Source organism: Niallia tiangongensis, assembly GCF_044704065.1.
In the GTDB taxonomy this organism is placed as follows: Bacteria; Bacillota; Bacilli; order Bacillales; family Cytobacillaceae; genus Niallia; species Niallia tiangongensis.
Window position 1 is genome coordinate 4,872,863 of record NZ_CP162613.1, and the last position, 10,701, is coordinate 4,883,563.

The following is a 10,701-nucleotide window of genomic DNA, read 5'->3' on the forward strand; positions in this document are numbered from 1 at the left end:
CTTTTCGTTAATTTTTGGCTAATGATAATGCGTGATCTAGTATTTTCTTTCCATTTGCTGTACCGTATAGCTTCGTATCAATAACGTCAACTGGAATACCATATGGCTTCACAGCATTTTCAGCAGCTTTTTTCATAAATCGCACTTGTGGTCCTAATAGAATAGCCATTACCCCCTCACTTGAAGTGGCTAATTCATCAGCAATTGCTCCTTCTGGAATGGCATAAACATCTTTTTCTTCTCCTCTAGCCTTAATAGCCGTCTTCATTTTTGATACAACAATTGAAGTAGACATTCCTGCTGAACAGGCTTATATAATCCTTTTCATTGTAAAGTCCTCCTGTTATTTTATTAAATCGTCATTCTTCACCATTATTTCTCTAGTGTTAATCATTTCTTTATACCAATAAGCAGACTTCTTCATTTTTCGATTTCGATTCTCTTCTAAGTTAATTTCAACTAATCCATATCTGTTTTTGAAAGCATTCATTGGCGAAACATTATCCGTAAATGCCCAAAGCATATATCCTTTACAGTTTGCTCCTTGTTCTACTGCTTCTAATAACCATTTAAGATGTTCACTTATAAATTCAATTCGATAATCGTCTTGGATTACTTCATTTTCATCCTTATACTTAAATTCATTTTCTACACCCATTCCATTCTCTGCGACAAACCATTCAATATTGCCATAATCCTCTTTCAAGCGGGTCGCCATATCGAACATAATTTGTGGATAGATTTCCCATCCTCGAAATGGATTCATTTTCTTGCCTGGCATATCAAACATTTCATAATAATAGGATGGGTGAAATGGAGTATTTTCGTTCCAGACTGTTGTTCTTGCTTTAACGCGATGTGGATAATATAGATTAATGCCAACATAATCAACCGTGTTATTTTTTATTACAGTTAAATCTTCCTCTGTATGCTCAAATGAAATATCGTGTTTTTTTAGAAGATCCATTAATTCCTCTGGATACTCCCCTTTAATCGATGGGTCTAAAAATACCCGATTAAAAAACAGGTCATAAATGCGGGCCGCATCCTGGTCATGTGGAGCTGAAGATCTCGCATACGTAACTTCCGGATTTAGAATAACACCGATTTTTGCCCCTTGCTCATGCAACTGTGTGTCTTTAAATAACGCAACAACTTTAGCGGTAGCAAGTGCTTTATGATAGTTCCACTGCATCCATTTTTGTGTGTTTTGCTCAAATGGATAACGTATCGCATCTAAATGAACTCGTGTCTGTACAACAATCGGTTCATTGAAAGTAAACCAGTGCTTCACTTTATTACCGTAACGATCCAATACTTTTTCTGCATATTTAACGAATAAATCAACAACATGTCTGTCATTCCATCCGCCATATTTTTCGAAAAGAGTGGCTGGCAATTCATAGTGCTCTAAACAAATCATTGGTTCTACGCCTTTATTAATTAGTTCATCAATGACATTGTCCATATAACAAGCGTATTCTTCATCCACTACTACATTTTCATAATCAGTCAAGAAACGGGACCAATTTATCGATGTACGATAGTGGGTCAAGCCAATTTCTTGCATAATTCCAACATCTTCTTTATATCGATCGTAAAAATCTGTTGCAACCCCCGGCCCATAGCCATTGTGCCAAACATTTTTATTATTTTTGTACCAAATATCCATATAAGAATCTTGTGTATCCTTTTTTCCTGTCCAGCCTTCTGTTTGCCATGCTGATGCAGCTGCACCTAAAATAAAGTTTTCTGGAATCCTTTTTTTGATTTGTTCCATTATATCTCCTCCTTGCTTCTTTGAATCGTCTCCCAAATACCTGTTAAATAGACGCTTCCTAACGCACGGTCATAAAGCCCATAACCTGGCTTACCTGTTTCTCCCCATATCATTCTCCCGTGGTCAGGACGTATATATCCGGAAAAGCCGGAATCATTAAATGCTTGTAAAATATCCACCATATTAAGACTTCCACAAAGGGAATAGTGTGCAGACTCTTCAAAATCATTATTATCCAAAATTTTCACATTTCGTAAATGTGCGAATGGTACTCGATTTTTTCTAGCATACTTATCAACAAGTTTGACAAAGTCATTCTCCCTCGAACAGCCCAGTGAACCACTGCATAAGGTAATCCCATTTGCCTCACTATCATACAGAGCTAGAAAACGATCTAGATTGCTTTCATTCGTGATAATTCTTGGAATTCCAAATATATTCCATGGTGGATCATCAGGATGTATCGCCATTTTTATACCGACTTGTTCAGCAACAGGAATAATTTTTTGGATAAAATAGGAAAGATTCTCCCATAAGCCTTCCTCACCCAATAGCTTATACTTTGCTATTAATCCATTAAGCTCTTCCTTCGTATAAGAGGTATCCCAGCCTGGCAATGCTAATTCGCTTGTTTCAGGATTCATCTCTTTTAATTGGTCTTGGTAATAGACAAGCGTTGTTGAACCATCTTCTAGCCTTTTATCTAATTGTGTCCTCGTCCAATCAAACACAGGCATGAAGTTATAACAGATAACCTCAATTCCAGCTTTGGCAAGATTCTTTATATTTTCAATATAATTTCCAATAAGTTGATCTCGATCTGAGAGTCCTAGTTTAATATTTTCATGAACAGGGACACTTTCTACTACTTTGAATTCTAATCCTACCTTTTCAATTTCTTCCTTCAATGACTTAATCTTAACTAATGGCCAAATTTCTCCAACTGGAACATCATATATGGCACTTACAATTCCAGTCATCCCCGGTATTTGCCTGATGTAAGAAAGTGGGATTGTATCCTCTTGCCCATACCATCTAAACGTCATTTTCATCTTTACCCTTCCTTTCCTCTTTCCGTATTATTCGTCTGGAACAGTAGGGGCTTTATTGGCAATCAGAACAAATGGCAAGTAAATAAGAATCGAGACAACAATACAAATGACTTGTGTAATAACGGCTCCCTTATCGGTTTTACCATTTGATTTCTGCGAATACCAATCACCCAGAAAAACAGTGCAACAAACATAAGAATAAGAAATTACTGGAAGCCTTTGCATTACACTTTCTAAAGGCTTCTGTACAATGTTATATACTGCTTTATACAAATAAATTCCTGTAATTTTTTTAACTATTCGGCACTAAAGTACCAAGATTCTATGAGATAGCCTTGGTTATGCTAATTTTATTCTCATTGGGACCGCCAAAAGCTACCTAACCACCTTGTCCGAAAGTTCGGATGTATGGTTACTTTTTCTTAAGATATTTGCTGCTCCATTCAGGTCTGTATTCACTAAAATAGACATAGCTGTTTTGTAAAGACCTCGATACGCTCGTTTTCCAAAGAAAACGGGAAGAGAGAACACCCACGACTTTTTAACAAATTCCTTTCAAAACTTTCCATTACTACCCACTTTGTAGATAGCTACATCATATCTTATTAGTCCATCAAAAGAAAGCGCTTTCTATCCAAATCCTTCTTTATCCATGAAGCCAATATTCCTCTACTGTCAAAGTCTCTCTCTTTTTCATCCCAGAAACAAAAGGATGCCCTTTTACATAATATCTAAGCGGCATAGAGGTCCACTCCTCTTTATTGGGAATCCCGATTCTCGGCGATTCCACTATTTGTGTTGGTGTTTTTCCATCTTTAATAAATAAAGAACTTTCATTTAGTAAATCCCCATCTAATATTTTTGTGATTTCCATTGCCTTCGTTAATTTCCCTGGCCCATTACAGATTGTTACGCCTGTAGTATTTCGATTCCGTTCCATCCATTCTATTCCACCAAGGGGTTCGATTGCTCGAATCAGGACAGCCTGCGGATTGCCCGTTTTTTTTGTTACAATATTTAGCATCTGATGGGTGTGCATGGTGTAAATATAAATTGTCCCACCAATTTTATACATCGATTCTAACCTAGGAGTTCGTCTTCCAGCATAGCTATGACAAGCCATATCCTCCACCCCAATATAAGCCTCTGTCTCTACAATATAACCACTATACGAATGGGTCGGCGTCTGATGAATAAGAATCTTCCCTAAAAGTTGTCTTGCTATTTCCTCTGTCGACTGGTTTATGTAATCAATCATTGTCTTTCTCCTCATTTATTTCTTATAGTATACGTTTCTTTTCCCCAAAAAAGAAAGAATCATCCCTTTAATTAAAGAGATGATTCCGTTTCTTCTGACTACTTATTGCTCAATAAGTTCTTTCTCTTTCGCTAAGGCAGCTAATCCTGCCTGATTCAATGTATTCCACGGTTTATTGAAATGTGGTTGGAAGAAGAAATCGATAAATCCTAATTGCTCTATCGTCATTTTAGTTTGAATGCATACAGATAATGTGTTCATCATTTGGGTAACATCTGCTTTTGAAATCAATTGTGCTCCTAATATATTTCTAGTCTCTTTATGGAAAAGTACTTTTAAGCGAATTTCATGGAATGTTGGCATAAATTCAGGGCGATCATTATCGATTACTTCTACTACTTCATAAGGAATATGATTAAGCTTTGCAGTTACTTCTGTTAAACCAGTAGATGCCATATTCAAGCCAAAAATATGCAACCCTGAAGTCCCTTGTGTCCCCATATACTTCAATGGCTGCCCCGCAATATTGTGGCCTACTAATGTCCCCATTCGAACAGCATTGGTTGCAAGAGGGATATATACTTTTTCTCCTGTTGGATTATAATTAACGGCACAGCTGTCACCAGCTGCATAAATATCTGGGTTGCTTGATTGCATATATTCATTAATCTTAATCGCACCGTTAGGTAATAGGTCTACTTTTCCTTTTAAAAGAGTCGTGTTTGGTCTAAAGCCGACACATAAGATAACTAAATCTGTTTCATATTCCCCTTTTGTTGTGTAAACCTTTGTTACTTTTCCTTGTTGATTTCCTTCGAATTTCGTTACCGTCTGTTGTAAAGCTAAGCGAATATTGCGCTCTGCAAATTCATCCTCTACTACATCTGTAAATTCCTTATCTAAATACTTATTTAAGATTCGATCTTCGCTATCAATTAACGTTACGTTTTTTCCATTTAACGCAAATGCTTCCACTAACTCGACACCAATATATCCAGCACCAATTACTGTAACGTTCTTCACATTCTTGGATCGCTCAATAATTTCATTTGCTTGATTATAGTTTTTTGATAGCAAAATATTATCTAAGTTAATCCCATCGATTGGCGGAATAATTGGCCAAGAGCCTGTTGTCATCACCAATTTTTCATAATGATCAATCTTTTCTTCTCCTGTATTTAAGTCTTTCACACGCACTTGTTTGTTTACTGTATCAATATCCAATACTTCATGCTCCATATGCATGGTTGCACCGAGGGATTTCAGTTCTTCTGGTGAGGAATAAAATAATTGACTAGCATCCTTTGCCACACCACCAACATATAAAGCAATTCCACAGGATAAAAAAGATACATTATTATTTTTTTCATACACGGTTATATCTATATTTTTATTTAAATTCGCTAACGTTTTTACTGCTGCTGTTCCAGCATGTGTACATCCAATTACAATTACTTTCATCGTTTAAAACTCCTTTTGTAATAGATTTAATGTGAAACTCTTCACTTAATTAGTGAAATAAATCACATATATTGTGACGTCATTCACATTTTGTTCACACTTTTATTATACATCGAATATTTCTTAATGCAACTATTTTGTGATAAAATTCACAAGAAAATAATTCCTTCCTATATTGCCCTATCTTTCTTGTATCATTCTTAACATATTAAAAGAGGCTGGGACAAAACTAAATAACCAATCTGTAAAGACGAACTATCTCTAATTTAGCTCTTAAATAAAGGCTACTTTTTCATGCGCCTCCGACAGAAGTCTAAACTGAAGTTTGTCTGTCCTCATAATCCACAATTATTTCAAATTTTTCTTGCGCTGAATAAACATTTTTCGCCATGAAAAAGCCCCCAATAAAGTAAACAGATTTTTTACTATTTCATCTGTCTACTTTATTGGGAGCATATCAAACTCTCGTATGGTTGTTCGGGTTTGTCTATGGCTGGAATTCTTATGTCCCAACCTCTTTTAACTCTCTACTATTACTGTACTCTCATTGCCAAATCTCCTGTTTTCACCCAACCTACACGAAGAATGACGAAATAAAGTGGCAGCGTAATTACAATTGGAAGAATCATGCCAACTGCTGCGTAGATTAAAAATCCATTCAATCCTTGTGTTGCCATAATACTAATTGGTGCAATTAAGGAGTTCAATCCTAATCCAGCTAATTCATACGTTGCAGTGAACCCAAATCCTAGTGTGGCAATCGGTGCACAAATAACAGCTGCTACAAAAGGAGGGATGATTAGCAATGGGTTTTTCACAAGATTTGGAAACTGCACTTTTGGTGTAATGATGGATTGTGCAAGAAATCCTCCTAAATCATTTTGACGAAGAGACATTGCGGTAAATCCGACAAATTGTACCGTACAACCGATTAAAGCAGCTGCGCTTGAAACGGGATCCATTTGTAACGCGATTGCTAAAGCTGCCGATGATGCTGGAGTCATTAGTAGGATGCTCCATACTAATGAGATAACCATTGGCGCAACTAATGGATAGCCTTGAACGGAAGTAGTAATTTGGGCACTAATCCATTCCAACATTGGTGTTGTTACTGCCGCTAAAGCCACTCCTGCCATGCCTCCAACTAGAATTGCTGCAGCTGGAATTGCTACCATGTCTAAGATCGTTTTTCCATTCACCCTTTTACCAACGTATGTTGCGACAACTGCAGCTAATACCGCGCTGATTGGTTGTCCGGAAACCAGTACCATTCCTGCATCCGTTGCGTGTAGGGCATTCCCTCCAATCGTACTACAGACCATCGCACTAAAAATCACTAACGTGTTCCCGCCTAACTGATAGGCAATTCCTGCCCCAAATGCAGGTGCTAGCAATACCTTTGCTACTCCGCCAATTTGTATTAATACATCCCAGCCAAATGCTTTTCCAATCGATTCTAACAGCAATCCCATCCCTAATGTTACAAGGACTGCATTTGACATTCCTGCTGAGGCTTTATACATTCGTTCCATAAAATATTCTTTGTTTTTCATCGTTCTCTTCTCCTCTATTAGAAAATAATTCTATAAAATAAAATCAAAAGGCTGTTTTCGCCTATTTTGTTTTTTGAACAGTTAAACGATAGAAGTAAAGTGGGTTTACTCCATTTCACTCGCGATTTAAATAATATCGAAGTAACAATCTTTACAAATAGCCAATAAAAACAAAAAAACCTGTCCAATATTTGGATAGGCACCTTCAAGTCTTTCAAACTGTTTAGCGCCTTGTTTTTTAATAACAAAAACTGGACTAAACAATTCCCAATATAATAAAGAGGGATTATTTAATCCTAAGAGCATAGTATGAGTATAATAATCAGTAATGTATTTGCTTTGATCTTCATGATATGCTCCTCCTAAACCGTTTAATTATTGTGTAGTTATAATATCACCAATATTCTGAAAATGTAAATAATTATTTTATTTCAGAATATATTAAAGCGTTATCATCAAAATCATATTGTAAAATTCTTTTTTTATTTTTGGGAAAAATGATTAATATTTTAGAGAAATAATATCGATATGAAGGATAAAATGGATACTTTTTAATAAAATGAAGTTTTGTCAGAATATTTAACAAAAAAAAGAGTGGCGAACCACTCTTAGATAATTTCTGTATTCTTTGTTTCTTTTCCAAAGAACAGTACAACTGCAGCACCAATTAAAACAGCAATACAAAAAATGGTGAAGATAGATGGAATCGATACATTTTGTGCTGTTAAGTAAGGCACTAATAAAGGTCCTAAAATTCCTCCAACTCTTCCTATAGCTGCTGCCATTCCTGCACCTGTTCCACGAACTTTCGTAGAATATTGTTCCGGCGTATAAGCATAAAGCGCTCCCCATGCTCCTAAATTGAAGAAGGATAAAAGAATTCCTGCCGTAAGCAGCATTGCTGTGCTATCTGCTAGCCCAAACATAAACGCACTTCCTGCTGTACCAACTAAAAATAATACTAGTACAAATTTTCTTCCTGCTTTTTCTATTAGGTAGGCTGCAACTGCATAGCCTGGCAATTGTGCCAATGTCATAATTAATACGTATTGAAAGCTCTTAATCATACTAAATCCTTGTGAAACCATTACACTTGGAAGCCATAAAAACATTCCGTAATAAGAGAACACGACACAAAACCATAAAATCCATAATGTTGCCGTTTGCTTCCGGTTTTCCTTTGACCAAATTGCCTGCATGCTTTCCTTAATCGTTAATTTCTTTTCCTTATCTACTTTTAAAAATTTCGGTGAATCTGGCAAATGCAATCGTAAATAGATGGCATAAAATGCTGGAAGTACGCTAATTAATAGTGCTGCTTGCCATCCATACTTTGGAATGACAAAATAGGAAATTACTGCTGCAAGTAACCAGCCAAAAGCCCAAAAGCTTTCAAGTAGCACTACCACTCTTCCACGTTTTTCCTTTGGAACACTTTCCGAAACGAGTGTAGAAGCTACCGGCAATTCTCCACCCAGTCCCATTCCAATAAAGAAACGCAGAATTAAAAAGATTGTTAAAGAACTAGTGAAAGCGGACAATCCACTACCAATCGAAAATAATAACAAAGTAATCATAAATACATGTTTTCTTCCTACTCTATCTGCCATTAACCCAAAAATAAGTGCTCCGACTGCCATTCCAATGGAATTCATGCTGCCAATCCAGCCCATTTCTTTTCCCGATAATCCCCAATCCGCTTGGAGTGCTGTAATAATAAAAGAGAGCATCCCTACATCCATCGCATCGAACATCCATCCTAATCCTGCGATGCCAAGAATCTTTCTTTGTGATATTTCTTTTTTCATTGCTATCCTCCCATTTTTTCCTTATGTTTCCCACTGCTCGTTTATTTATGAAAACTATCTACTATAATAACACTTGTCATGACATCCATCATTACATTTCATCCTTTTTCTCCAATATTTTTTCAGATCAAACAATGATTGATTACTCTTCAAAAGCTATTTTCTAGTGGTAAATAGTGGACTGATCCCATAAATAAATCCATAAATATATGGCGAAAATGCGCAACTATTGCTTTATTCAAGACTTTTGATAAATCCCCTAAAAAATTTGGCATTTCCCCTTTACTTTCTTCTAAATAAGCATAAAATGGTTCTTATGTTTGCTAATATTTTAAATGTAAAGGGGAGCTTAACTGTTGAGCGTTTCATCAACAAAAATACAAAACCAGTCTCTTTTTAATATATCTTGGCCATTGTTTATTGAACTTGCTTTACACATGGGGATGGGTGTTACTGCTACTTTAATGTTAAGCCATTATTCAGATGGCGCAGCTGCAGGGGTTGGGGTTGCCAATCAACTTCTTGGAATTTTTATCCTTGTCTTTAATGTTACCTCTATCGCTGCTATGATTTTAATTGGACAAAAACTAGGAGCTAATGAGCTTAACAAAGCTAGAAGGTTTGCCCGTTCTGCAGTTGGTCTAAACTTCTGGTTTGGAATAATAATCGCAGCCCTCGTTGTTGTCTTCGGTGAACATTTATTACGACTATTTGATATCCGCGGTGAAGTATTAGAATACGGATTAATATTTGTTCGTATATGCGGTGCGTCCCTCTTCTTAGAATCTCTCTCACTTGCACTTAGTGCTGTATTAAGAAGCCATGGTTTTACTAAAGAATCCATGATTGTTAGTGTTTTGATGAACGTGATAAGCGTATTAGGTTATGCCATTAGTATTCTCGGAATTTTTGGTCTACCTATTACAGGTGTTGTCGGTGTTTCTTGGACGATTGTTGTTGCTAGAGCATTCGCCGTACTCGTTTTGCTTTATCTTGTTTACAAACGAATCGCTTTAACTTTTAAAGTAAAAGATTTTATCAAAGTGAATAAACAGGATATACGAGACATGTTATACATCGGAATTCCTTCTGCTGGTGAAAATTTATCGTATCAATTTTCCCAATTGATGATTACTGCAATCGTCGCTTCTCTTGGAGATGCTTCCTTAGCAGCAAGAGTTTATATTAGTAATATTTCGATGATCTGCTACTTGTTTACTTTAGCGATTGCTGAAGGAACTCAACTTCTTGTTGCCCGCTATATTGGCGGAAAGCAGTTTGATCGTGCACTAAAACGTGGAATTAAAACACTTAGACTTGCCATGATGGTTTCATTGGCTGCTGCATTGGTGATGGCATTTATCGGTCAGCCAATTTTAGAGCTATTCACGAACAACTACGAAATTATCGCCATTGGATTACCTATTCTATGGGCAGTTGTATTTATAGAACCTGGAAGAGCAATGAATATTGTCTTAATGAGTTCCTTAAAATCTTCTGGAGATGTACGTTTCCCTGTAATAATCGGTATAATTTCTATGTGGGGAATCGCCGTTACATTGAGCTATGCATTAGGAATTACATTAGGATTAGGTCTACTCGGAGTGTGGTTAGCTCAAGGAATGGACGAATGGTTTAGAGGCATATTTGCCTATAGACGTTGGAAATCAAAGCCTTGGGAAAGAGTGAAGGTTAATCGTGCTATGAAGGAGCATGCATAAAGCATTTTTTCATATGAGGCTGGGACATAAGTATTCCAGCCATAAACAAACCCGAACAATCATATCAA

At 36.5% G+C, this 10,701-nt stretch carries 7 protein-coding genes and 2 pseudogenes; 1 reads left to right on the top strand and 8 read right to left on the bottom strand.

What is annotated here, in order from left to right; genetic code table 11:
* Positions 1-7: 7 nt before the first annotated feature.
* The 8 genes and pseudogenes from AB3U99_RS23080 to AB3U99_RS23115 all read right to left on the bottom strand — a co-directional run bounded on the left by AB3U99_RS23080 (position 8) and on the right by AB3U99_RS23115 (position 8,918).
* Positions 8-328 (bottom strand): annotated as a pseudogene (locus AB3U99_RS23080) (PTS sugar transporter subunit IIB).
* Between the two features lie 15 nt (positions 329-343).
* Entirely contained in the window at positions 344-1,780 is a 1,437-nt protein-coding gene (locus AB3U99_RS23085) for a glycoside hydrolase family 1 protein (RefSeq protein ID WP_400244226.1), read from the bottom strand.
* The gene (gene uxuA, locus AB3U99_RS23090) at positions 1,780-2,832 is read right to left on the bottom strand and encodes a mannonate dehydratase (RefSeq protein ID WP_400244228.1); all 1,053 of its coding nucleotides are present in this window, start codon (positions 2,830-2,832) and stop codon (positions 1,780-1,782) included. The genes AB3U99_RS23085 and uxuA overlap by 1 nt, the downstream gene beginning before the upstream one ends.
* Positions 2,833-2,948: 116 nt before the next feature.
* Positions 2,949-3,123: pseudogene (locus AB3U99_RS23095) on the bottom strand (PTS sugar transporter subunit IIC); the annotation flags it as partial.
* A 355-nt stretch (positions 3,124-3,478) separates the two neighbouring features.
* Complete coding sequence (locus tag AB3U99_RS23100) at positions 3,479-4,087, bottom strand: DNA-3-methyladenine glycosylase (protein ID WP_400248162.1); 609 nt, start codon at positions 4,085-4,087, stop codon at positions 3,479-3,481.
* A gap of 105 nt (positions 4,088-4,192) precedes the next feature.
* Positions 4,193-5,551 (bottom strand): FAD-dependent oxidoreductase, encoded by a 1,359-nt coding sequence (locus tag AB3U99_RS23105; RefSeq protein ID WP_400244230.1) that lies wholly within the window; start codon positions 5,549-5,551, stop codon positions 4,193-4,195.
* Positions 5,552-6,084: 533 nt separating this feature from the next.
* Positions 6,085-7,104, bottom strand: a complete 1,020-nt coding sequence (locus AB3U99_RS23110) for a PTS transporter subunit IIC (RefSeq protein ID WP_400244232.1) — start codon at positions 7,102-7,104, stop codon at positions 6,085-6,087.
* 608 nt (positions 7,105-7,712) lie between these two features.
* Positions 7,713-8,918 (bottom strand): MFS transporter, encoded by a 1,206-nt coding sequence (locus tag AB3U99_RS23115; RefSeq protein WP_400248164.1) that lies wholly within the window; start codon positions 8,916-8,918, stop codon positions 7,713-7,715.
* A gap of 350 nt (positions 8,919-9,268) precedes the next feature.
* On the opposite strand from AB3U99_RS23115, the gene AB3U99_RS23120 reads away from it, so the two are divergent.
* Entirely contained in the window at positions 9,269-10,633 is a 1,365-nt protein-coding gene (locus AB3U99_RS23120) for an MATE family efflux transporter (RefSeq protein ID WP_400244234.1), read from the top strand.
* The last annotated feature ends 68 nt before the right edge of the window (positions 10,634-10,701 follow it).